23 protein-coding genes and 1 pseudogene are annotated in these 22,155 nt (G+C 61.6%); 13 read left to right on the top strand and 11 right to left on the bottom strand.

What is annotated here, in order from left to right; all coding sequences use genetic code 11:
- The first annotated feature begins 1 nt into the window (after position 1).
- From nudF to AHA_RS18970, 12 genes are all read left to right on the top strand, one after another.
- Positions 2–643: an ADP-ribose diphosphatase gene (nudF, locus tag AHA_RS19025; protein WP_016352088.1), complete on the top strand. Its 642-nt coding sequence runs from the start codon at positions 2–4 to the stop codon at positions 641–643.
- A 46-nt stretch (positions 644–689) separates the two neighbouring features.
- Positions 690–1,091: a DUF1249 domain-containing protein gene (locus AHA_RS19020; RefSeq protein WP_198426826.1), complete on the top strand. Its 402-nt coding sequence runs from the start codon at positions 690–692 to the stop codon at positions 1,089–1,091.
- A gap of 26 nt (positions 1,092–1,117) precedes the next feature.
- On the top strand, positions 1,118–1,936 hold the full coding sequence (gene cpdA, locus AHA_RS19015; RefSeq protein ID WP_011707475.1) for a 3',5'-cyclic-AMP phosphodiesterase: 819 nt from the start codon (positions 1,118–1,120) through the stop codon (positions 1,934–1,936).
- A 9-nt stretch (positions 1,937–1,945) separates the two neighbouring features.
- A complete protein-coding gene (locus AHA_RS19010; protein ID WP_011707474.1) occupies positions 1,946–2,533 on the top strand; it encodes a YqiA/YcfP family alpha/beta fold hydrolase in 588 nt (195 codons plus the stop codon).
- A 2-nt stretch (positions 2,534–2,535) separates the two neighbouring features.
- Positions 2,536–3,159, top strand: a complete 624-nt coding sequence (locus AHA_RS19005) for an NUDIX hydrolase (RefSeq protein ID WP_011707473.1) — start codon at positions 2,536–2,538, stop codon at positions 3,157–3,159.
- Between the two features lie 37 nt (positions 3,160–3,196).
- Positions 3,197–3,598, top strand: coding sequence for a GFA family protein (locus AHA_RS19000; RefSeq protein ID WP_011707472.1), 402 nt, complete (start codon positions 3,197–3,199; stop codon positions 3,596–3,598).
- A gap of 66 nt (positions 3,599–3,664) precedes the next feature.
- Entirely contained in the window at positions 3,665–3,934 is a 270-nt protein-coding gene (locus AHA_RS18995; protein ID WP_011707471.1) for a DUF1656 domain-containing protein, read from the top strand.
- Entirely contained in the window at positions 3,927–4,793 is an 867-nt protein-coding gene (locus tag AHA_RS18990) for an efflux RND transporter periplasmic adaptor subunit (protein WP_011707470.1), read from the top strand. Before AHA_RS18995 ends, AHA_RS18990 begins: the two co-directional genes overlap by 8 nt.
- Position 4,794: 1 nt before the next feature.
- Positions 4,795–6,804, top strand: coding sequence for an FUSC family protein (locus tag AHA_RS18985; RefSeq protein ID WP_011707469.1), 2,010 nt, complete (start codon positions 4,795–4,797; stop codon positions 6,802–6,804).
- A gap of 114 nt (positions 6,805–6,918) precedes the next feature.
- The gene (gene parE / locus AHA_RS18980; RefSeq protein WP_005305312.1) at positions 6,919–8,814 is read left to right on the top strand and encodes a DNA topoisomerase IV subunit B; all 1,896 of its coding nucleotides are present in this window, start codon (positions 6,919–6,921) and stop codon (positions 8,812–8,814) included.
- Positions 8,815–8,897: 83 nt separating this feature from the next.
- The gene (parC, locus tag AHA_RS18975) at positions 8,898–11,192 is read left to right on the top strand and encodes a DNA topoisomerase IV subunit A (RefSeq protein WP_011707468.1); all 2,295 of its coding nucleotides are present in this window, start codon (positions 8,898–8,900) and stop codon (positions 11,190–11,192) included.
- 122 nt (positions 11,193–11,314) lie between these two features.
- A complete protein-coding gene (locus AHA_RS18970; protein WP_164927750.1) occupies positions 11,315–12,331 on the top strand; it encodes an alpha/beta hydrolase family protein in 1,017 nt (338 codons plus the stop codon).
- 93 nt (positions 12,332–12,424) lie between these two features.
- On the opposite strand, the gene AHA_RS18965 is transcribed toward AHA_RS18970, so the two are convergent.
- Positions 12,425–13,333 (bottom strand): LysR family transcriptional regulator, encoded by a 909-nt coding sequence (locus tag AHA_RS18965; protein WP_011707466.1) that lies wholly within the window; start codon positions 13,331–13,333, stop codon positions 12,425–12,427.
- Between the two features lie 87 nt (positions 13,334–13,420).
- Here AHA_RS18965 and AHA_RS18960 point away from each other — a divergent pair, with 87 nt between their 5' ends.
- Positions 13,421–14,665 (top strand): MFS transporter, encoded by a 1,245-nt coding sequence (locus tag AHA_RS18960; RefSeq protein WP_011707465.1) that lies wholly within the window; start codon positions 13,421–13,423, stop codon positions 14,663–14,665.
- A 192-nt stretch (positions 14,666–14,857) separates the two neighbouring features.
- Here the strand turns inward: AHA_RS18960 and AHA_RS18955 are convergent, their stop codons facing one another.
- From AHA_RS18955 to AHA_RS18910, 10 genes and pseudogenes are all read right to left on the bottom strand, one after another.
- On the bottom strand, positions 14,858–15,232 hold the full coding sequence (locus tag AHA_RS18955; protein ID WP_011707464.1) for a hypothetical protein: 375 nt from the start codon (positions 15,230–15,232) through the stop codon (positions 14,858–14,860).
- 58 nt (positions 15,233–15,290) lie between these two features.
- The gene (locus AHA_RS18950) at positions 15,291–15,542 is read right to left on the bottom strand and encodes a hypothetical protein (protein ID WP_026080289.1); all 252 of its coding nucleotides are present in this window, start codon (positions 15,540–15,542) and stop codon (positions 15,291–15,293) included.
- Between the two features lie 236 nt (positions 15,543–15,778).
- Positions 15,779–16,681: a cold adaptation protein AtcC gene (atcC, locus tag AHA_RS18945; protein WP_011707462.1), complete on the bottom strand. Its 903-nt coding sequence runs from the start codon at positions 16,679–16,681 to the stop codon at positions 15,779–15,781.
- Between the two features lie 11 nt (positions 16,682–16,692).
- Positions 16,693–17,460 (bottom strand): cold adaptation protein AtcB, encoded by a 768-nt coding sequence (atcB, locus tag AHA_RS18940; RefSeq protein ID WP_005343119.1) that lies wholly within the window; start codon positions 17,458–17,460, stop codon positions 16,693–16,695.
- A 12-nt stretch (positions 17,461–17,472) separates the two neighbouring features.
- A complete protein-coding gene (atcA, locus tag AHA_RS18935) occupies positions 17,473–18,015 on the bottom strand; it encodes a cold adaptation protein AtcA (RefSeq protein WP_011707461.1) in 543 nt (180 codons plus the stop codon).
- A 23-nt stretch (positions 18,016–18,038) separates the two neighbouring features.
- Positions 18,039–18,323: a cold adaptation protein ActJcold adaptation protein ActJ gene (atcJ, locus tag AHA_RS18930; RefSeq protein ID WP_005305278.1), complete on the bottom strand. Its 285-nt coding sequence runs from the start codon at positions 18,321–18,323 to the stop codon at positions 18,039–18,041.
- A 279-nt stretch (positions 18,324–18,602) separates the two neighbouring features.
- A complete protein-coding gene (locus AHA_RS18925) occupies positions 18,603–19,130 on the bottom strand; it encodes a protein disulfide oxidoreductase (protein ID WP_115586426.1) in 528 nt (175 codons plus the stop codon).
- 3 nt (positions 19,131–19,133) lie between these two features.
- Positions 19,134–19,283, bottom strand: a pseudogene (locus AHA_RS18920) (copper resistance protein); the annotation flags it as partial.
- A gap of 14 nt (positions 19,284–19,297) precedes the next feature.
- Entirely contained in the window at positions 19,298–20,053 is a 756-nt protein-coding gene (locus tag AHA_RS18915) for a DsbA family protein (RefSeq protein WP_011707457.1), read from the bottom strand.
- Positions 20,054–20,063: 10 nt separating this feature from the next.
- Positions 20,064–22,106: a protein-disulfide reductase DsbD family protein gene (locus tag AHA_RS18910; RefSeq protein ID WP_164927749.1), complete on the bottom strand. Its 2,043-nt coding sequence runs from the start codon at positions 22,104–22,106 to the stop codon at positions 20,064–20,066.
- Positions 22,107–22,155 lie beyond the last annotated feature (49 nt).

The following is a 22,155-nucleotide window of genomic DNA, read 5'->3' as shown; positions in this document are numbered from 1 at the left end:
TATGTCGCAGCAAGCCTTGCCCCAAACCCGTCACTACTCTGCCGATGACGTGAAAATTATCGATAAATCAGCAGGATATAACGGGTTCTTCAAAGTGAACGTCTATCGTCTGCAGCACAGGTTATTTGCAGGGGGCTGGAACGAGCCCATCGTCCGCGAGCTGTTCGAGCGCGGCCATGCCGCCGCCCTGTTGCCCTACGACCCGGTGCGCGACCAGATCGTGCTGGTGGAGCAGTTTCGGATCGGCGCCATCGAGACCAGCGCCACCCCCTGGCTGCTGGAGCTGGTGGCCGGCATCATAGACCCGGGTGAGGTCGCTGAAGAGGTGGTGCGGCGCGAAGCGGTGGAAGAGGCGGGCATCGAGGTCGGCCGCTGCGAGCACGCCATCAGCTATCTGGTGAGCCCGGGCGGCAGCACCGAGCGTATCGAGGTCTATGTGGGCGAGGTGGATGCCAGCAAGGCCGAGGGGATCCACGGTCTGGCGGAAGAGGGGGAAGACATCCGGGTCCACGTGGTGAGCCGCGAGCAGGCCTATGCCTGGCTCAAAGAGGGGCGCATCGACAACGCCGCCTCCGTCATCGCCCTGCAGTGGCTGGCTCTCAATCACGGCGAGCTGCGTGCCCGCTGGCTGGCGGGGCGCTAAGGTGGCGCTCGTTCATACCCAGGCCAAGCGCTATGTGCCTGATTTGATGTCCTTGCAGCGTACCTGCGAGGTCAACTACATGACCCTGATGAAACTGCTGCCCCCGGGCGGCAGTGTCGGCGCCGAACGCCGCTATCAGGTGGGCAACGGCCTGCAGTTTCAGCTCACGGTGAGCGAGGAGAGTCGCTTCACCAGCCAGGTGATCCTGGCCCAGCACAACCCGGAATTGCCGAGTTATTTGCAGGCCCGGATAGAGATTCGTTTGTATCATGACGTGCGGATGGCGGAAGTGTGTGCGGCGCAACAGATTTCAAGGTTGCAACCACGTTATGATTATCCCAATAAAAATATGCACCAGCGGGATGAAAAGGAGCAGGTAAACCTGTTTCTGGCCGATTGGCTAAAATTTTGTCTCAGACATGGTACCAGCCTGATAAACATCCTCTAGTTGAACTCATAAAAAGAAGCGTGATTTTGGAAACAGAGCTACCCCAGGCGCAGGACGGCAGTGTGCGCCTGTTGCAAATTACCGACACCCACCTCTTCGCGAGTGCCGAGGGGCGGCTATTGGCCGTGCGCACTGCCGAGAGCCTGGCTGCCGTGCTGGAACGGGTGCAGGCCAATGACCATCCGTTCGATCTGATCCTCGCTACCGGGGATCTCTCCCAGGATCACAGTCCGGAGTCCTACCAGCGCTTCGCCTCCATGATGGCGCCGCTGGCGCGCCCCATCTACTGGCTGCCCGGCAACCACGACGACGGCCCCCTGATGACCGAATACCTGCATGCGGCCGGCATCAGCGAGGCCAAGCAGCTGGTAGGCGAGCACTGGCAGGTGATCCTGCTGGACACCCAGGTGCGCGGCAAACCCCACGGGGTGCTGGGGGATCACCAGCTGGCGGCGCTGGATCAGGCGCTGCGCCAGCATCCCGAGCGTCATGCCCTGATCGCCCTGCACCATCAGGCGGTGCCGGTGGGCTGTGCCTGGCTCGATCAGCACAATCTCAAGAATGCCGACGACCTGTTTGCCGTGCTGGCCCGCCACCCGCAGCAGAAGACCATTCTGTTCGGCCATGTCCACCAGGAGTTTGACGAGGTGCACCGCGGGGTGAGGCTGATCGCCAGCCCCTCCACCTGCATCCAGTTCAAACCGCTCTCTGATGGCTTCGCGCTGGACGAATCCGGCCCGGGCTGGCGCTACCTCACCCTCTACCCGGATGGCCGTATCGCCAGCCAGGTGTGGCGTCTGCCGGTGGGGCAGTTCGTGCCCGACCCCAATGCCACCGGTTATTGAGGAGTTGAGATGAAGCCCGTTCTCCTCTACCTGCACGGTTTCAACTCCTCGCCCGGTTCTGCCAAGGCGCAGCAGATGGCTGCCTGGGTGGCTGAACACAGACCCGATATCGAGGTGGTGATCCCGGCCCAGCCCAACACGCCGGCGGCGGCCTGGGCGGCCATCGAGCAGACCATTGCCGATCTGCAGAGCCGTTATGGCAACGAATTCAAGCTTGGCGCCGTGGGCAGCTCCCTCGGCGGCTTTATGGCGACCCGGGTCAGCGAGCGCTACGGCTGCCACGCCGCCCTGATCAACCCGGCGGTACGCCCGCACGAGCTGCTCTGCGACTACCTCGGCCCCCAGACCAACCCCTACACGGGGGAGCAGTATCAACTGCTGCCTGAACACATGAATGAGCTGCGGGCGCTGGCGGTGCCGGTGAGCGCCCCCGAGCGACTCTGGGTGCTGCAACAGCAGGAAGACGAGGTGCTCGACTATCGCAAGGCGCTGGACGAATACCGCTTTGCCCGTCTCTCGCTGGAGTGCGGTGGCGATCACGCCTTCGTGGCGTTCGAACGCTACCCCGCCCAGATCGTCCGCTTCCTCGGGCTCTAGCCATGCAGCCGCCGTTGGCCACCTTTCTGGAACAGGTGCTGGCCACGGCGCAGGCTGGGCTCACCTACTCCAAAGATCCCTTCGACATCGGCCGCTTCGAGGCGCTGCGAGCGGCCACGGTGGCGCTCATCGCCAGCCAGAGCGAGCTGGCACCGGAAGCCATCAGCGGCTGGATCGCCCTCGATCGCGGTTATCCCACCCCCAAGCTCGATGTGCGGGCCTTCATTCAGAACGATGCAGGCCATATCCTGCTGGTGCAGGAGCGCAGCGACGGCTGCTGGACCCTGCCAGGGGGCTGGTGCGACATCGGTGACTCGCCGGCGGAGGCCGTGGTGCGCGAAGTGGTGGAGGAGACCGGCCTGGCGTGTCGGGCCGTGCAACTGCTGGCGCTGTTCGACAAGCTCAAGCACCCTCATCCACCCCAGCTGCCCCACGCTCACAAGGCGTTCTTTCTGTGCGAGGCGACCGGCGGCCAGCTGCTGGGTGAAACCGATGAAACCAAAGGGGCGGGGTACTTCCCCATCGACGACTTACCCCCGCTCTCCCGCCATCGGGTGGTGGCGTCCCAGCTGCGCACCCTCCATGAGCACTTGCTACAGGGGCGGCGGGATACTCTGTTCGATTGATTGGCCCGGAACCTGAGCCCGTCTGCAAGGAGGCAGCATGATCAAGCGCATCGGCAATACCCCCATTCAGGAGCGGCACAAGGCCAGCTGTCACTGCGGCGCCGTGGTGCTGGAGCTGACCCTGCCGGACGGCGTGGTGGATCCGCGCCGCTGCGACTGCTCGCTCTGCCGGCGCCGGGGCGCCATCGTCGCCTCGGTGCCGCTGGCCGGCATCCGCATCCTGCAAGGGGAGGATGTGCTGCGCTGCTACCAGTTCAATACCCGCACCGCCAAACACTACTTCTGCAGCATCTGTGGCATCTACACCCACCATCAGCGCCGCTCCAATCCGGCCCAATATGGTTACAATCTCGCCTGCCTCGAAGGCGTCAATCCATTCGAGCTGGGCGAGGTTCCGCTGCTCGACGGCATCAACCATCCGGCGGATCGGCTGGTCTGACCGACAGGGTCTCATCTGCTCCTGTAGCGCCTTGCGGGGCTGTGATAGTCTTGCCAGACCCGCCACATGGCGGGCCGTGAGTCCGCATTATCTCGCTTGCCAACAGGGAGCCCGCTTGTGACAACTTCAGCACTGCCGGATCTGATCCTGGGCGCCTCTCTCTACTTTCCGCCCCTGTTCAAAGCGGTTCTGCTCGGCCTGCTCGGCTGGCTGCCGGTGCACCACCTGCTGCGTGACTGGCTCTACGGCGGGGATGTCTGGCATCCCCTGCTGATGGATCTCTCCCTGTTTATCCTCGCCGTCAGCGGCGCCCTATGGATATTGCTACATGGCTAAATCACCCCTCGCGACCCTCAAATACTTCTCTACCCTGCTGGTCTGCGCGCTGGCGCTGGCGGCGGGCTGGTGGCTGTGGAACTACTACATGCAGGGGCCCTGGACCCGGGATGGTAAGGTGCGGGCCGAGCTGGTCAGCATCACCCCCGAGGTGTCGGGCAAGATCATCAAGATAGCGGTGAAGGACAACCAGCTGGTCAAGGCGGGGGAGGAAATCTTTACCCTGGATCCCGAGCCCTACCGGATCGCGCTGGACAACGCCCTGGCGGCGCTGGCCAAGGCCAAATCGGATCTCGACAAGGCGGAGCACGAGGCGAGCCGGCGCAGCGGCCTGTCGCGCAGCGTCATCTCCGCCGAGGCGGTGGACGAGGCCCGCCTCAATGCCCAGGCGATGAAGGCGGCCTACCAGGTGGCCCAGGCCAATCTGGAGCAGGCCAGATGGTCGCTGGCCAAGACCCGGGTACATGCCGCGAGCGACGGCTACATCACCAACCTGCAGACCCGGGTCGGCAACTATGCCAGCGCCGGCGTGCCGCTGGTGGCGCTGGTGGACATCCACTCCTTCTACGTGCAGGGCTACTTCGAGGAGACCAAGCTCAGGCACATAGCGCCGGGCAAACCGGCCGAGGTGGTGCTCTACAGCGGGGAGCAGCGGCTGCGCGGCGAAGTGGAGAGCATAGGGCGCGCCATCCACGATCAGAGCGTGGAGGGGGCCGACAACCTGCTGCTGGACGTCAAACCCAACGTACCCTGGGTGCGGCTGGCCCAGCGGGTGCCGGTGCGGATCAAGCTGCTGGAGGTGCCGCCCGAACTGACGCTGATTGCAGGCACTACCTGCACCATCACCATAGGGGAGTAAGGTGGCCGCCTCGCTCTGGCGCCAGACCCCCTGGGGCAAGGCCAATGGCGGCCAGTGGCGCTACGCCCTGCGCAACAGCCTGGCGATGTGCCTGTCGCTCTGGCTGGCCTTCGTGCTGGAGCTGGACTCCCCCTACTGGGCGATGACCTCAGCCGCCGTGGTGAGCTTTCCCACCGTGGGCGGCGTCATCAGCAAGAGTCTGGGGCGGGTGGTGGGCAGCATCATCGGTGCCATGGCGGCAGTGGTGATCACCGGCCTTGGCATCAGCGATCCCTGGCTGTTCAGCTTCCTCATCGCGCTCTGGCTGGCGCTCTGCACCTACATCTCCAACCACCATCAGAACAACGTCTCCTACGCCTTTGCGCTGGCGGGCTACACCGCCGCCATCATCGCCTTCTCCTGCGTCAACGTGACCGATCCGCAGCACATCTTTGACATCGCCCAGGCCCGGGTGAGCGAGGTGATCATCGGCATCCTCTGCGGCGGCCTGTTGATGATGATCCTGCCCAGCACCTCGGATGGCGAGACCCTGCTGCAGTCGCTGCACAAGACCCAGGCCCGTCTGCTGGAGCATGCCCAGCTGCTCTGGCTGGGGGAGGCGAGCCCGGAGGTGCGCACCGCCCACGAGGGGCTGATCGGCCAGATCCTCACCATGAACGTGCTGCGCATCCAGGCAGTCTGGAGCCATCACAGGCTGCGCCGCCACAACCGGCTGCTCAACTTTCTGCTGCATCGCCAGCTGCGCCTCATCAGCCTCATCTCCAGCCAGCGCCGCATGCTGCACAACTGGCCGACGCAACCGGAGGGGCTGCAGGCGTTGCTGGAGCGGCTGCTGGTCGAGCTGGGCCAGCCCGGCTGCGACAAGTACTGCATCGCCCGGCTGCTGGCCCCGTTGGTGTCAATGGCGGCCAGTGACTATCGGCTGCACACCTTCTGGCGACGGCTGCGTCACTTCTGCTGGAGTTATCTGGAGTGTCAGCGCTGGCTGGATCGGCTGGCCCGCTACGACGACCAGGAGTGGCCGGCGCCGCCGCGCCACTCTTCGCTCACCAGCCACACCGACACGCTGGAGGCGGCCTACAACGGCGGGCGCACCTTCCTCTGCGTGCTGCTGGGCTGCGCCTTCTGGATCCACAGCCAGTGGGATGCGGGCAGCTCGGCGCTGACCCTGCTCTCCATCTGCTGCGTGCTCTACTCGGCCACCCCGGCGCCCGCCAAGGGGGCCAACACCATGCTCAAGGCGATCCTGCTGCTGAGCCTCATCTGCTTCGCGGTCAAGTTCGGCCTGATGATCCGGCTCGACGACTTCTGGCTCTTCTGCGCCCTGCTGTTCCCCGTGCTCATCACCATGCAGCTGTTCAAGCAGCAACAGCCCAGGCAGGCGGTGTTGTGGGGCCAGCTCATCGTGCTGCTCGGCTCCTTTCTCGCCATCACCAATCCGCCGAGCTACGACTACCTGCAGTACATCAACGGCAGCCTGGGGCAGGCGCTGGGGGTGATGAGCGCCGGACTGGCGTTCCAGCTGCTGCGACCGAGCTCGGATCGGCGCAAAAGCCGCCGCCTTATCCGCTCCCTGCGCCGCCACTTCATGGATCAGCTGGAGCCGGCCCCGCGCCAGAGCGAGAGCCAGTTCGAATCGCTCATCTACCACTGCATCAGCCAGCTCAGCCAGAGCCAGGATCAGACCGCCCGCCTCTGGGTGCTGCGCTGGGGCGTGGTGCTGCTCAACTGCAGCCACATCGTCTGGCAGTTGCGCCAGTGGCGCGGCGAGGAGCAGCCCCTCTACCTGGTGCGCGACAACTGCATCCGCTCTCTGCAGGGGATCCTCACCGAGCAGGGGGTGCAGCACGCTTCTCTGGATCGCACCCTGGCCGAGCTGCAGCGGATCAGCGCGGCCCTGGCCTACCACAGGGAACCGACGGCGCGGGAGCTGGCCGGCATGGTGTGGCGGCTGTACAGCTCTCTCTCCCAGTTGCAGCAGGCGCTGCCGGTAGCGGCCGAGGCACGCTGAACGGGCCGGCGGGGCGACTTACCCCGTCCGGATCAAGCTTTGCCGCCGCCGGGTTTGTCCAATACCCTCCCAACGAGTAAGATTCTCCCCAAACGTCAATTCGCAAGGCCCTCCATGTCTACTCAATACAATGCGGATGCCATTGAGGTCCTCAATGGCCTTGAACCGGTGCGTCGCCGCCCCGGCATGTATACCGACACCACCCGGCCCAACCACCTCGGCCAGGAGGTCATCGACAACAGCGTCGACGAGGCGCTGGCGGGTCACGCCCGTACCCTGGAGGTGACCCTGTATGAAGATCAGTCCCTCGAGGTGATCGACGACGGTCGCGGCATGCCGGTCGACATCCACCCGGAAGAAGGGGTGTGCGGGGTGGAGCTGATCCTCTGCAAGCTGCACGCGGGCGGCAAGTTCTCCAACAAGAACTACCAGTTCTCCGGCGGTCTGCACGGGGTGGGCATCTCGGTGGTGAACGCCCTCTCCGAGCGGGTCGAGGTGACGGTGCGCCGTGACGGCCAGGTCTACGACATCGCCTTCGAGAAGGGCGAGAAGGTGCAGGAGCTGACCATCACCGGCACCTGCGGGCGCCGCAACACCGGCACCCGGGTGCGCTTCTGGCCGGAAGCCCACTACTTCGATTCGCCCAGGTTCTCGGTCTCCAAGCTGGAGCACCTGCTCAAGGCCAAGGCAGTGCTCTGCCCGGGTCTCACCATCAAGTTCCTCGACAAGAACACCGGCATCAAGCTGGAGTGGTGCTATGAAGATGGCCTCAAGGATTACCTGGTCGACGCGGTCAAGCAGTTCACCTGCCTGCCGGAGCAGCCCTTCGTCGGCGCCTTCAGCACCGAGCAGTCGGCGGTGGACTGGGCCCTCTGCTGGTTGCCGGAAGGGGGCGAATGCCTCGCCGAATCTTATGTGAACCTGATCCCCACCGCCCAGGGCGGCACCCACGTCAACGGTCTGCGCCAGGGCCTACTCGACGCCATGCGCGAGTTCTGCGAGTTCCGCAACCTGCTGCCGCGCGGGGTCAAGCTCACTCCGGAAGATATCTGGGATCGCTGCGCCTACATCCTCTCCATCAAGATGCAGGATCCGCAGTTTGCCGGCCAGACCAAGGAGCGGCTCTCCTCCCGTCAGAGCTCGGCGTTCGTCTCCGGCGTGGTGAAGGATGCCTTCAGCCTCTATCTGAACAGCAACACCGAGCTGGCCGAACAGCTGGCCGAGCTCTGCATCTCCAGCGCCCAGCGCCGGATGCGCGCCGCCAAGACGGTGGTGCGCAAGAAGATAACCCAGGGCCCGGCGCTGCCCGGCAAGCTCACCGACTGCGGCTGCGCCGACCCCATGCAGGGGGAGCTGTTCCTGGTGGAGGGTGACTCCGCGGGCGGCAGTGCCAAGCAGGCGCGGGATCGCGAGTTTCAGGCCATCATGCCGCTGCGCGGCAAGATCCTGAACACCTGGGAGGTGGAGGCCGGTCAGGTGCTCGCCTCGCAAGAAGTGCACGACATTTCGGTGGCCATCGGGCTCGACCCGGACTCGGACGATCTCTCCGGCCTGCGTTACGGCAAGGTGTGCATCCTGGCGGATGCGGACTCGGACGGTCTGCACATCGCCACCCTGCTCTGCGCCCTGTTCGTGAAACACTTCCGCGCGCTGGTCAATCAGGGCCACGTCTATGTGGCCATGCCGCCCCTCTACCGGATCGATATCGGCAAGGAGGTCTACTACGCCCTCGACGAGGACGAGAAGAACGGCGTGCTGCAGCGGGTCGAAGCCGAGAAGAAGAAGGGCAAGGTGATGGTGACCCGATTCAAGGGCTTGGGTGAGATGAACCCGAAACAGCTGCGGGAAACCACCATGGATCCCAACACTCGCCGTCTGGTGCAGCTCACCATGGGGCCAGAGGCTGAGGGGGATGAGACCCTGCAGCTGATGGACATGCTGCTGGCCAAGAAGCGGGCGAGTGATCGCCGCGAGTGGCTGGAAGAGAAGGGCAACCTCGCCATCATCTAAGCCGTCGGCCGGCCCTGTCGGGGCCGGCAAGCATTTAGCCGGAGTCGCCCTGTGGCGGCTCCCAAACCGAAAGAGATAATCACATGAGTGATGCTATCGAGCTCAGTCTGGACGGGGTCGAGCGCCAGCCAATGCGCACCTTTACCGAGCAGGCTTACTTGAACTACTCCATGTACGTCATCATGGATCGTGCCTTGCCGCACATCGGTGACGGCCTCAAGCCCGTGCAGCGGCGCATCATCTACGCCATGAGCGAGCTGGGTCTGTCGGCGCTGTCCAAGCACAAGAAATCCGCCCGTACCGTGGGTGACGTGCTGGGTAAGTACCACCCCCACGGCGACAGCGCCTGTTACGAAGCCATGGTGCTGATGGCGCAGCCCTTCTCCTACCGTTACCCGCTGGTGGACGGTCAGGGCAACTGGGGGGCGCCGGACGATCCGAAATCCTTCGCCGCCATGCGTTATACAGAGGCGCGGCTGTCGCGCTTCTCCGAGCTGCTGCTCTCCGAGCTGGGCCAGGGTACGGTGGAGTGGACGCCGAACTTCGACGGCACCATGAAAGAGCCCGTGGTGCTGCCCGCCCGCCTGCCGCACATCCTGCTCAACGGGGTGACCGGCATCGCGGTGGGCATGGCGACCGATATCCCGCCCCACAACGCGCGGGAAGTGGCCCACGCCTGCGTGGAGCTCTTGGACAACCCCAATGCCGGCCTGGATGCGCTGATGGCCCATGTGCAGGGGCCGGACTACCCGACCAACGCCGAGATCATCACGCCCCGCGACGACATCCGCAAAATCTACGAGACCGGCAAGGGCTCCATCAAGCAGCGGGCGGTGTGGAACGAGGAGGATGGCGACATCGTTATCACCGCGCTGCCTCATCAGGCCTCAGGCGCCAAGATCATGGAGCAGATTGCCGCCCAGATGGTGGCCAAAAAGCTGCCCATGGTCACCGATCTGCGCGATGAGTCGGACCACGAAAACCCGACCCGTCTGGTGATCGTGCCGCGCTCCAACCGGGTGGACGTGGAGGGGCTGATGGCCCACCTGTTCGCCACCACGGACTTGGAGAAGAACTACCGGGTCAACCTCAACATCCTGGGTCTGGACAATCGGCCTCAGGTGAAAGACCTCAAGACCATCCTTACCGAGTGGCTGAGCTTCCGCCGTGAGACGGTGCGCCGCCGCCTGCAGTATCGCCTCGACAAAGTGTTGGCCCGCCTGCACATCCTCGAAGGCTTGCTCATCGCCTACCTCAACATCGACGAGGTGATCGAGATCATCCGTACCGAAGAGGAGCCGGGCCGGGTGATGATGGAGCGCTTCAACATCAGCGAGGCCCAGGCCGAGGCGATCCTTGAGCTGAAACTGCGCCACCTGGCCAAGCTCGAAGAGTTCAAGCTGCGCGCTGAACAGAACGAACTGGCCGAAGAACGCGACAAGCTGGAACTGATCCTGGGTTCCGAGCGCCGTCTCAGCACCCTGCTGAAGAAAGAGATCCTGGCGGACGCCGAGAAGTACGGTGACGATCGCCGCACCCCGCTGGTGGAGCGCGCCACCGCCGTGGCCCTGACCGAGAAGGAGCTTACCCCGAGCGAGCCGGTCACCGTGATCCTCTCTGACAAGGGCTGGGTGCGCGCCGCCAAGGGCCACGACGTGGATGTGGAGGGCCTCTCCTACAAGGCGGGGGACAACTACCTCGCCCACGCTCATGGCCGCAGCAACCAGCAGGCGGTGTTCCTCTCCACCCTGGGGAGAACCTACTCGCTGGAGGCCCACACTCTGCCCTCCGCCCGCAGTCAGGGCGAGCCGCTCACCGGTCGCTTCGCGCTGGGGGCTGGTGAAGAGGTACGCCATCTGGTGATGGGGAACGAAGGCGAGCCGTACCTGATCTGTTCCGACGCCGGTTACGGCTTCGTCTGCAAATATGACGACCTCATTGGCAAGAACAAGAACGGCAAGGCGCTGCTGACCGTGCCGGAGGGGGGGCTGGTGATGGCACCCCAGAAGATAGGCGCGCCCGACACCGATCTCTGCATGGCCATCTCCAACGAAGGGCGCATGCTGCTGTTCCCGCTCAACACCTTGCCGGTGCTCGGCAAGGGCAAGGGCAACAAGCTCATCAGCATTCCGTCGGCTCGCGTGAAGGCGCGGGAGGAGTTTGTGGTGATGGCCGCCGTCATCCCGCAGGGCCAGTCGGTGACCCTGTTTGCCGGCAAGCGCAAGCTGACCCTCAAGCCAGCTGACCTTGACTACTACCGCGGCGAGCGCGGCCGCCGTGGTGCCAAACTGCCTCGTGGTCTGCAGCGGGTTGATCGCATCGAGATTGAAACCGTCGCCGGCGCAGAACCGGCAGCCGGGGAAAATCAGGAAGGGTAGTCAACGGATCTATACAAGATGGGAGCGAATTATTCGCTCCCATTTTTTTGTGAAAAATGACTCCTCATGGGGATAGTGGTAGCGTGTCGTCCCAATGTCGATTGGATCAGAAAGGATATCTGATGAGGCTTCTTTTTCGTTATTTTTTACTTTGTGCAATATGTACGTGCAGTGCCTTGCCATCCTTCGTCGTATCGGCTGAATATACAGGGTTTAAGCGTCTCATAGTGACTGATCCTGTAGGTGAAAAGCCTATGGATGCCGTATATTTCTATCCCGGTGTGGCCGCAGAAAAAACACCAAGTACGATAGGCCCTTATCAAATAGCGGCACAAAAGGCGCTGAATATAGTACCAGGCCGCTATCCAGTCATAGTGATCTCACATGGCAACGCCGGTAGTTTATGGAGTCATCATGACCTTGCCACGACTCTGGCTCGGCAGGGAAATATTGTTATTACCCTCACGCATCCTGGTGATAACTACAAGGATCAGACAGGGGCAGGGGCCATTAGTTCCTGGTATGGTCGTCCATTACAAATATCTGCCGTTATTACTGCTGCGACCAATGATGTTGAACTAGCTAAATATATTGATAAAGATAAGATAGCATTTATTGGTTTCTCTGCCGGTGGAGCAACAGGATTGTTGTTGAGAGGAGGAGATATTGATGCAGGACGCTATGAGAATTATTGTCGTAAATATGACATGAGTGCCATATGTTCAAACAAAGGGGTAATGATAAATGACCATCCTGGTCTAGTTGTGCACCCCGATTCTAGGATAAAGGCATGGGTTTTCATGGCTCCGGTGAGCATGGCATTCGCTCCCGGCTCACTCAGAAGAGTGATTGCCCCTACCCTTATTTTTACTGGTGATAAGGATGAAGAGCTTTCTTGGAAAGAAAATGCCAGAGACCTGGCCACCACGTTGGCTGCAGAAAAAGAATTTCAGGTAATACACAATGCCGGTCATTTTGTTTTTCTCTCTCCATGCTCTGCTCAATTAAATAAACTGGCACCAGCTATTTGTAATGATGCACCAGGAGTAAACAGAGATGATATACACACGATAATTAACGGTAAAATTTCTGAATTTCTCAGCAGAGCGTGGCTTAAAGTGAAAGAGCCGCGGGTCTGATGGGAAAGAGTAATCAGCGTTCGAGAACGATGGCCGGCGGGTTTTGGTATCTTGCAAAGCCGATGTGACCAACTGAGGCTTTACCGGTATTAGTTACTGATAATTCATGATGTTTCGCCGTATAAAGTCAATAAATACGCGCGTTTTAGCCGGTAGATATTGGCGATTTGCATAAACAGCAAACAACTGCAATGGGGCGGCGGGTAACTCAAATTCAATCTCAACCAGGTTGCCATCATCAATAAACTCCTGGCAAGAGACCTTGGCCAGAATGGCAAACCCGACCCCGGCTATTGCTGCCTTTAACGCCAGTTCGCCACTATTGACCCGGTAATGTTCATTGACCTGAACGGTGGAAAATTCAGCGCTGGGCAGGGTGAACTGCCAAGGCATTCCCTTCAGGGCGCTTACCGTGGTGATGCAGGGAAGGTCTTGTAGCTGTGTCGTGTGGCTGGGAAGCCCGCACTGCTGAATAAGAGCAGGAGAGCCAACCACGGTACAGGGAATGGTGGTCAGATGGCTGGCGATATAATCGCTGTCATCTAGCTTTCCTCTGTGAATGATGACGGCTATATCCAGATCTTCTCTTAATGTCTCAAATCCTGACAGGTTGGTAATACAGCTGATCTTTATTTCGGGATGCTGACAGGCAAAGTCCGCTATCGCTGTACCAAGCAGTCTGGGGCCGGCTTCATTGGGAATGCACAGGCGCAGTGGCCCTTTCAGCTGAATCTGCTGTGATGTCAATTCAGCCTCGGTTTGCTCCAGTGATTCCAGCAAGGGTTTTACTCGGGTATAGAGCAGCTGGCCCGCCTGAGTGAGCTTCATATGCCGAGTACTGCGTTCAATAAGCTGGAGTGACAGTCTCTCTTCCAGCTGAGCAATGCTTCTGCTGATGTTTGAGGTAGGTATTTCAAGGGTTTTGGATGCGCCGACAAAACTGCCTTGTTCAACCACGGCAATAAATATCCTTGATGAGGTAAAGTCCAGGCCGGTGCGCATCTATTGTCCCTGATATGATAACAGTCAGTGCCATTCTAAAGGATAAAAATAGATGATGGTAGTGGGTATGCTGTCTGTCTCCAAATATTGAGCATGAACACTATGATGTCAGAAAAAAACAAGGTAGGTAAGACACCTCATTTTAATGGTGCTGTGATGGATGTGAGTAGCGTTTGGCTGGCTGCCTTTATCCAATTGGTGAGTGCACTGGACTTTATGATGATCATGCCGCTTGGGCCTGATTTATCTCGTGCGCTGGATATCAGTCCAACCTATATAGGATATTTGGGGGGAGGATATGCACTGGCCGCCGCATTATCATCTTTATTATGTGCCAGATATATTGATCGATTTGATAGAAAACAGGTGGCATTGCTCTCATTGCTGGGCGTTACACTATCCACCTGGGCCTGCACCTTGGCGTGGAATATGGAAAGCCTGTTCTTTACCCGTTTGTTGGCGGGCATATTTGCCGGTCCGGCAACGTCGATAGCAATGGCGATCGTCGTGGATGCGACGCCAGTACCACAACGTGGTCGAGCGATGGCGCTAGTGATGGGGGCTTTCTCGTTGTCAGCCATTGCTGGTGTGCCCTTGGGATTGGCGCTGGCCATGTTGAAAGGGTGGAGCGCACCTTTTTATGTCGTCGGTGGATTGGGCTTGTGCGTCAGTGTGATGGTATCTATGAGGCTGCCAAATATGACTGCCCACTTGGGGCAACACCAAAAGGTTTTTTCAATCACGGGTATGTTGAAACGCGCTGTGGTGTGGCATGCATTTATGGCAATTGGGTTGGCCATTTTCAGTACCTTCCTTATTGTTCCGAACATGGCAGCCTATTTTCAGTTCAATCTCGGTGTGCCTCGCAGCGATATGAGTCAGTACTATGTCATGGGCGGTGTTCTCAGCGTGATCGCGATGCAGTTGGGTGGTTATTTGATGGACCGCGTTGGCGCAGTGCGTATCACGTTGTGGGCAGGGGGATTGATTATCGCCATTGTCTGGGATGGTTTCTTGGGTTCCCCCTTGTTGCCGACCATGATCATTTTTACCTTGTTTATGGTGGTGACATCGACACGGACTATCACGGCTGCTGCTGTTAATAGCCAGGTCGCAGAGCCCGGGGAACGAGCAGGGTTTATGTCATTGCAGAATGTGTTCCAGCATATATTCAGCGGTTCGGCCGCCGTCGTCTCTTCGATGCTGTTGACGGATGTCGATGGTCATCTGGGCAATATGGCTACCCTGGCCTGGCTGGTGATAGCGCTGACGCTGGTGCAACCCGTCTTTCTTTATCGGCTGCTTAAACGGTTATGTGTGGTGACCGCTTAGCGTCATGTTTGATGCATGACGAGGCGGCAGGGTCACAGGCTTGATTGGCGAAGCGTGAACAGATGAGCGTGAAAGCCAGTCGCGGCAATATGTTTGGCGATTCCCTTTTGCCCCTCTCTCGTTTGGAGAGGGGCAGCGTGAAGAAAAATAACAGTTGGGCGCCATCAACAAGGCGAATTGTACCGCCGCCAATCAGTTGTCGAAATTCCACTGTATGGGCAGCTCAAGATCGAATATCAGCTGATCTCCGTCGAGACGAAAGGCCACGCTGGTCTGGTGCTGGTCATATTCATCGATCAGCTGGCAGCTCTCGGCGAAGTTGGATTCGTAACCGAGGCGCGCACTGCCGCCGGTGTGAGCCCCGTCGAGTTCCACCCCCAGTACTCGCAGTGGCTCTTTCTGACTGAGCTTGACCCGGCTGTCACCCACATCCACCAGCCGCTCCAGCAGGGGGAAGAAATCCTGCTTGTGGGTCTCTATCGCCCGGGCGATGGCCTGCTCCAGTTCGGCGTGGTTGGTAAGGGGGCCATTCAGGGGGTAGCGGGTCTGTATCCTTTCCTGGGTCATAAATTGTTCCTCTCGGGGGTTGCCGGCGGGCGCTTCTCCCTTGGCTGCGATGGGGCGCTCAGGCGGGGATGCGGCCATTGCGCACCAGGGCCCGGCGGATGTTCTTGCACATTTTGCCGAAGCGCTGGATCTCGTCGAAGGAGGGCGGAATGCCGCGGTCGATCTGATATTGCCAGTAGCAGAGATCCGTATCCACCAGCTCCATCAGCTTTTTGGGACAGCCGATGCAGGTGTTGTCCGGCCCGCATTTGAAGGTATCCGGTTGATAGAGCGGAAATTCCGCCTTCACGGCGTCGATGATCTGCTGCATTGCGGTAATGCGGTCCGGCTTTCTGTTCACGGCTCGTTCCCCGGCTCTGGTATGGGGGAGTCATTATATCCCTGACAAAAGCATGGCCAATGACGCTTACGGGGTAGTTTTCTGCCAAGGGCGGCGGCCATGACAAGGGTTTCTGCTGTCAGCGGGATGCCGGATAGCACAACGCCCGGCAAGCCGGGCGTTGTGGGAGGAGAGGCAAGTGCCATCCTGCAAGGGTGCATGGCCCCTTAGAAGTCGTGATAGAGCGGCCAGCCGAGCAGCGGGTGCTTGAGCCCGGCGCGCATCTCGATGTTGTCGAGCTTCTCCGGCGAGGCGTTCTCTTTTTGCAGCAGCTGGTACTGGCGCACAAAGCCGAGGGTGTGCAGCAGGTTCGGCACAAAGCCCGGGCTCAGCTCCTGACGCAGGGCGGCGGCCATGTCGGCGGGTAGCGCGCTCAGCATCAGAGCGAGCTGGGCGGCGAGGTAGTCGGTGTCATACCAGCCCTCGTCGAGCTCAACCTCTCGCGCAAGTCGGCGCTTGAGATCCTGCTTCACCTTGAGCGGGGCGGCGCCACTGCCCTTGCCGCAGAGGATGCGGTAGAGCAGGGCCTCGGCCAGCTTGTCCTCCATGGTGGGGTGGTCGCTCTCGCAGGCGAAGAAGTGCTGGTCGATGAGTTCCATCAGGCGGCTCTTGTTGTGCTCGGTCAGCGCCTTCTCGTACTCCTGCCACCCTTGCCACTCCTCCACATCGGGCGGGCTCGAGATCTTGTCCAAGAGCCGCGCATCCACGTCACCGTAGAGGCTGTTGCCAACCTGCTTGGGGCTGACGGTGATGAGCATCGACCAGCCCTTCTGGAACGGCTTGATGGGGCCTTCCGGCGCCTGCAGCAGCGCCAGCGCCTTGGCCGGATCCCGCGCCGAGAGCTCCTGCAGGCCGAGGCTCACCACGCCGATGACGTCGTGGGCGGCCTGCTCCAGCAGGTGCATCTTGTACTTGTTGTAGTACTTGTCGGCGAATTTGAGGCTCATCAGCACCGCCTTGCCCTTGATGGCGGCCAGCTGTTGCTCGGTCAAACGTTCATTGTCGCGGCCAAAGCGCAGCACCTGGGTCAGAAAGGGACCCTGGTTGGCATCGCGAATGACTAACTGCATGAATGGGCTCCTTAATCCAGAAAGCTGAACATGTCGTCGACGTCGCCGTACTCGTCTTCCTCGACCTTGTTCTTCTCTTTGGCCTGCATCACCAGCTCGGCGGCAAACTTGTTGATGATGCCGTCCCAGCTGGAGTGCTCATTGCGCAGCAGCGCCTTGATGGCTTTCTCCACCTCGGGGGCCAGCTCGCGAATGAGCATCAACAGGCTTCTCGGGTCATCCAGCGCATAGTCGTGGACATCCTCGCTCTGCTGGCGCTCGCTGTAGCGCAGGGACTCTTCAAGATCTTCCTCTTCGGCGTGCAGCACGTCGCGATAGCCTTCGTCCTCTTCATAGCGATCGCCACGATAGAACTCGATAAAGGGGATGGCGAGGTAGAAGAGACCGGCCGGATCTTCGGCCACGCACTCGAGGATCTCGCGCTGCTTGGCCTCGCTATCCTGGGTGCGGATCAGGTAGTTGAGGAAGTCGAAGGTGTGCTGTTGCAGCTCGTCGGCGTTGTTCTTGATCGCCTCTTCCCAATAGAGCGGCTGCTGGCAGACGATGTCGCGGATCCGCTCCGGGGTCATCAGCTCGGAGATGATGGAGGGGAAGGAGATGTCGTGCTGGCCGTTAATCTGGGTCAGGGTAACGATATCAATGTTTTCAATCACTTCTGCCAGCTGGTCGTCAGACATGGTCTTGGCGATCAGCTCGAACTTCTCGCTGGCCTGCTTCGGCTCGATAACGGCCAGCTCTTTGATCTCGATGGCGGTAATTTCTATCAGACTGTTGCTCATGCCTTGCCCCAATTAGAAACGGACTTCGTCGTACATATCCTGATCGCCGTCGTCATCACCATAGCGGTCGCTGCCGCCATGGTAGTCGGCGTCGGCATCTTCCCCGTCTTCATCCTCTTCGTCGCGCAGCTCATAGTCGTCATCGCCGCGGTGGCTGCCGCGCGGCAGCGGGTTGTCGAGCAGGAACAGCACGGCGCAGGCTTCCATCAGCTGATCTTCGCTCTGGGCCCGCACCGCCTTGACCAGCGGCAGGACGGCGTTGTTGAAGCCGACGCTCACCTTGAACTCGTCCCAGGAAGGCTGCTCGCCGCTGGCGAGCCACTTGTTCCACTGCGACTTGGCCTTGGGCGGGAACTGCACCCGGCCATAGAGGGCGAGCGGCAGGTATTCGGGCATGAACTCCAGCATGCTCATGTCGGCCAGCAGCAGGGCCTTCATCTGGTCGGTGAACTGCTCGAGTCCCTTGGGGTCGTCCTGATCCCGGTAGGATTCGATGTTTTCACTGGCATCGCTTTGCAGGGCCTTGAGCCGTGCCTGGTCCCATTTATTTTGCATAGTCGCTCTTCTTGCCTGGTGGCTCAGGGGTAGAACTGGTCCCACATCTCCTGCATGGCAGCAGCGGGATCGGTCACGATGACGTTGTTGAAATCCTTGATAAAGGCGGCCCGCTGTTTCGGATCGGACAGCACTTCATAAGCCTGCTTTACCTGGTGCAGCTTGAGGGCTGCCTGCTCTTTCTCTTCTTCGCTCGCCCCGTGCAGCTTGTCGGGGTGGTACTGGTTCGACAGCCGTCGATAGGCTTTTTTGATGTCGTTTTCACTGGCGTTGGACTTGACGCCCAACACCCGGAAGTAGTTGTTCATGACGGATCCTGCCTCACTGGCATCGTGGAATTGACCCTGCGCTGGCCTGGCGGCGGGGCTCTTGGCAAACCAGGCTCGGCAAAAACCCGACATTTTAACGCAAACAGGCCGCCATCGCCATGGATTGGAAGCGAACAGATGGGCGTGCTGGTGGCGTCGTGCGGGGCCTCGTCAGGGGCGGTTTGGGGTCGTTTGTGACTATTTTGTCAGTTCCATGTCGACCCATGTGTGACAGGGGTTGAAAAAACGCCCGGACTGGCCGGGCGTCGAGGTCAGGGGTCAGCGCAGGCTGGCCCACAGCAGGCGGGCCTTGAGCCCGAGCCATGAGCTCCAGCCGGTGGTGCTGCTCACCAGCTTCCCATCCTTGATGATGAGGAAGGTGGGGGTGACCCCCACCTGCCAGCGAGCGGCCAGATCCCCCCGCTCATCGTTGTGGGTGGGAAAGGCGAGCCCCTTCTTCGCCATCCCGGCGCGCAACTGGTCATCGCTGCCAGAGCGCAGCGCCACCGTCAGCACGTTTTCACCCTGCTGCCAGAGCTGCTCCACCGTGGGGGTGGTGAAGCGGCAGACGCCACACCAGCTGGCCCAGTAGTAGACCAGCAGCGGCTTGCCGCGGCTCTGCTCGGCCAGGCTGGTGGTGGTGCCATCCTGCAGGGTGAAGGGGGCCTCCATGGCCCCCGCCGGCAGGGTGGGGCCGCGCCACAGATCCAGCAGGGTGGAGATGACCAGCGCCATCAGCAGCAGCCAGAGCGCCTCCTTGCCCCAGCGGCGCCAGCGGGGTGGTTTTACGACTGCATCTTCCGCCATGGCTTAGCTCCGCTTGGCCAGCTCGGCCTTCACCAGCTGCTCCAGCTCGTCATAGGGCACGGCGCCCGGCACCAGCTGGTTGCCGATCAGCGTTGCCGGGGTGCCCTGCACGCCAAGGAGGGTGCCGATGCGAAGTCGGTGTGGTCGCAGCTCCATCAATGGCCTCCTCATGCCCGCTTGGCCAGCTCGGCTTTGACCAGCTGCTCCAGCTCGTCATAGGGCACGGCGCCCGGTACCAGCTGGTTGCCGATGAGCGTTGCCGGGGTGCCCTGCACACCAAGAAGGGTGCCGATGCGAAGGCTGTTGCGCAGCTCCTCGGTGGCCTTGGCATCGGGCTTGAGGGCCGTGTTGCCGGTGGCCGCCAGCGCCTTGTTGATGTCCGCCTCGGTCAGCATCCCCTGCTTGCTCATCAGCTTGTCGTGCAGGGCGAGGAAGCGGGCCGGCTCCTGCTGCCACAGGGTGAGGCTGTACTGGGCCGCCTTGGCGGAGCTCTGTCCCTTGAACGGCAGCAGCTTGATCACCAGCCCCAGATCGTCGGGATAGGCCTTGAGCAGCTTGGTCAGCTGGGGGTCGAACTGCTTGCAGTAGGGGCAGTTGTAGTCGGTGAACAGCACCAGGGTCAGCTTGGGATCCTTGGCGCCAAGGCGCGGGCTGGTGGCGCTGTTGAACAGCACATCCTGATTGCCCTTGATGAAGTCGCCGAGCTGGGCCTCCTGGGCGGCGGCGTTCTGCTTCTCCCAGGATTCGGCCGCCTCGTCGAGGATCTTGGGGTTGGCGACCAGGGTCTCGCGAATGAGCTCCTTGATGCGAGCCTCCTGCTCCGGGGTGAAGGGCGCCGCGTGCAGCAAGGGGGCGCAGAGGGTGCCGGCAACGAGGGCGGTGCAGAGGGTCAGGGTGCGCAGTTTCAGGGTACGCAGGGTCATGGGATTCTCCTTAAAAATGGGGGGCATCGGCCTGGACGAGGCCGGCCTGATGCAACACGTCGAGCAAGTCGGCCTTGTCCAGCAGGGGTGAGAGGATCTCTCCCTCTGGCAGGCCGGGCCCGTAGATCTGGTTGAAGGGGACGGCGGCCGCGCCGCGCTGGCGCAGGAAGGCGGAGATGGCATCGCTCGGCCGGCTCCAGTCGCCACGCAGGGCCACCACGTCCGGGGCCGACAGGGCGCTCTGCACCTCGTCACGCAGCAGCACGTTGTACTTGTTGGCCTTGCAGGTGACGCACCAGTCGGCGGTGACGTCGATGAAGACCCGCTTGCGCTGGGCCAGCGCATCGACGATGGCCTGTTCGGAGAGCGGCTGCCAGGCAATGCGATCGACGCTGCCAGACCCCTGCGCCGTGAGGGCGCCACCCAGCAGCAGGGCGCCGCCGATGAGTGCCGAGAGGGAGAGGGCCAGCGTGAAACCGCGCATGCCATAACGCCAGAGGATGCCAATCAGCAGCACCAGCAGCATGGCGGCCATCAGCCAGCCAGTGGCCGTGCTGCCCAGATGGTTGCCAAGCAGGCTCGCCAGCCAGAGGCTGGAGCCCAGCATCATCAAGCCGAGCAGGATGCGCAGTCGCCCCATCCAGCGGCCCGGTTTGGGCAGCCAGAGGGCGAGGCGCGGCAGGGCCGCCACCAGCAGCCAGGGCAGGCTCATGCCAAGGCCGAGCGCCGTGAAGATGAGCCAGAGCTGGCCGAGCGGCGCCGCCAGCGCAAAGGCCACCGCGGTGCCGAGGAAGGGGGCCGAGCAGGGGGTTGCCAACAGGGTGGCGAAGCTCCCCTGCAGGAAGTGGCCACCGAGCCCTTTGCCGCCGCTGGTGGCGAGGCGAGTGCTGAGATTGCTGGGCAGGCGGATTTCGAACAGCCCCAGCAGGTTGGCGCAAAACAGCAGGGTCACCGCCACCATGAAGCCGATGAAACCGGCGCTCTGGAACTGGATCCCCCAGCCGACGGCGCCCTGGGTCGCGCGCAGCAGGCTGCTCATGGCCGCCAGCACCCAGAAGGAGGCAATGATCCCGGCACTGGCGGCGAGGAACTGCTTGCGCACCTGTCGCTGTTCGCTCTCCTGCTGCTGCAGCACGGTACCCAGTTTCAGAGCCAGCACCGGCAGCACGCAGGGCATCAGGTTGAGGATGAGACCGCCGAGCAGCGCCGCCCCCAGCAGCCAGATGAGAGGCTGGCCTGGGGCCGGCAGGGCGAGGGGATCGGCGATGGTGGCGCGGGTCTGCCAGGCCTCATCGCCGCTGCCGAGCAACAGGCTGAGGGGTTGGCCACGCAAGTCAGGGGCATCCCCCTGCCAGCCATCGCTGACCGGGACCCGGGCGATCAGGGTGTTGCCGCTCACCTCGAGCGCGGGCTTGCCGAACTCGGCCCCCTCCAGCGCATCGATGAAGAGCGCAGGCGCCTGCCAGCCCTCTGCCCGCTCGGCGCGCAGCTGCAGCTGGTTGTGCTGGTAGCCGAGCTCGACCCGGGTGTCGGCGGGCAGTGTCTGCGGCAAGGTGCTCATGGTCTGGGCCCAGCCGAAGTCGAAACCGGCCGGCGTCTGTCCATCCACCGCCAGGGTGAAGGGGTAGTCGGTCAGGATGCAGACGTTGCTGCAGGTGGAGAGGCGCAAGGTGCCCTTGAGCGGCTGCCCGGCCGGGTAGTCGAGGCTCAGGGGGAAGCGCACCTGTTGCTGATAACCCTGGGTGCTGAGCCCGGCCACCTCGAAGGGGCGCGGCGTGGGCCAGTGCCACTGGAAGTCGCCGACCGGCTGATCCCACAGGATCTGGGGTGCTATGCCCCCTTCACCCGGGCTGCGCCAGTAGGTTTTCCAGCCGGACTCGAGGGCCACCTCGAGCAGGATGCGGGTATGGTCAGGGGCGCTGCGGTCGGCTTGCAGCCTGACCTTGGCGTGATCGTTCTGGGGGCTGGTGAGCCAGCCCGTATCGCTGGCCAATCCGCTGGATTGCCACAGCAGGCAGCCCAGCAGCAGGCTCGCCTTGAAGAGAGTTGACATAGATGTTGTCTCGCAAAAAATGAATGACAGCAGGCTCAAAAAAGCGCGG

It is taken from the genome of Aeromonas hydrophila subsp. hydrophila ATCC 7966, from assembly GCF_000014805.1.
Taxonomy (GTDB): domain Bacteria; phylum Pseudomonadota; class Gammaproteobacteria; order Enterobacterales; family Aeromonadaceae; genus Aeromonas; species Aeromonas hydrophila.
Note: the sequence above shows the minus strand (reverse complement) of the source record. Positions and strands in the feature narration are given on the sequence as shown.